The organism is Lachnoclostridium sp. MSJ-17, assembly GCF_018918205.1.
Lineage (GTDB): Bacteria > Bacillota > Clostridia > Oscillospirales > Acutalibacteraceae > Ruminococcoides.
Map to the genome: position 1 here is coordinate 1 of NZ_JAHLQB010000071.1, position 1,361 is coordinate 1,361.

The 1,361-nt window shown below is 48.8% G+C and carries 2 protein-coding genes; both read right to left on the bottom strand.

Features of this window, described 5'->3' with window-relative positions:
• Nucleotides 1-521 (bottom strand): 30S ribosomal protein S2 (rpsB, locus tag KQI64_RS06060; protein ID WP_216523825.1); only part of this gene is annotated, 521 nt, incomplete at its 3' end.
• Between the two features lie 192 nt (nt 522-713).
• Nucleotides 714-1,361 (bottom strand): hypothetical protein (locus KQI64_RS06065; protein ID WP_330623035.1); only part of this gene is annotated, 648 nt, incomplete at its 5' end.

Genomic DNA, 1,361 nt, shown 5'->3' on the forward strand with positions numbered 1-1,361 from the left:
GATACGGCGATTCTCTCTTTTCTGGGGTCAACGATGAAGAGTGCGCCGGGCATCTCGGTCATGTCCTTGATACCGCCGAGGAACTTCTCGAGCTTGTCGATCTCAAGGTTGAGCTTGATAACTTCCTTCTTGGGAAGAATATCGAATGTGCCGTCCTCCTGCATAGCGCGGAGCTGCTTGAGACGGGCGATTCTTCTGCGGATTGTAGCGAAGTTGGTGAGCATGCCGCCCAGCCATCTTGCGTTTACATAGTAAGCGCCTGCGCGCTCAGCCTCTTCCTTGACGGAATCCTGAGCCTGCTTCTTTGTACCTACGAAAAGAATGTTCTTGCCCTCTGCGGAAAGCTCACGAACAAAGTTGTAAGCCTCCTCGAGCTTCTTAACGCTCTTCTGAAGGTCGATGATGTAGATACCGTTTCTCTCGGTGAAGATGTACTCCGCCATCTTGGGGTTCCATCTTCTGGTCTGGTGGCCGAAGTGTACGCCTGCCTCCAGAAGCTGTTTCATAGAAACTACTGCCATTGTTATTTCCTCCTTAGGTTAAAACCTCCGCCGCGCTCTGGATTTTGCCGCTGAAAACCGCGCCGATAGGCACAGTCACCTTTGCAGCAAGCGCCGGCGTGCGAAATGCTTATATATTATACCATAAAAATAGAAAAAATCAAGGGCTTTTTTGCAAAACCCTTGATTTTAATTTGTGTATTTGAGTTTGGATTAAGCGTTCAGGTCAAAGAAACGAACGCCGCCAACCTGTGTGATAAAGGTCTGGGTCTCATGCCATGAGCTTGAACCGATGTAGAAGCAGATTACTCTGTGCTGAACAGCCGCACCGTTGTTATCAAAGATATAGGATACGGCGCTCTTTACGTCGGAGTTAGGCTCAATAGCAGTCGAACCAAAATACTGATACTGTGAAATAATCTGGTCGATCGAGCTTGTATTTGAACGGTTCATAGCGTCTCTGATGGACTGCGCAACAAGCGCACAGCCGAGATAACCCATAGAACCTGCCTCGCCCATTACAAGTCTCTCGAGCTTGGCTCTGTCATAAGAGGACAGGCTCACTCTTGAGGGGCTGTAGCTGTAATCGGGATTAGCGATATCAATCAGGTAGCTGCCCGAATAATCCGAATAGGAGTTATCCGCGGCGTAAACCGAATCGTCATCGTCGTCTTCGTCGTAAGAAGCGATCTCAGCGGAAGAATCATATGAAACGCTTGAAGCGTAGCTCTCTGCCTTTGCGTTCTTAACAGTGCCGGAAGACTTCTTTGAAGATGTCTCGGAAGATGAAGATGAGGATTTTTCCTCAGTCTTAGATGCTTCAGTCTTTTCGGAAGCGGAGCTCTCGGACTTTTTCTCGGC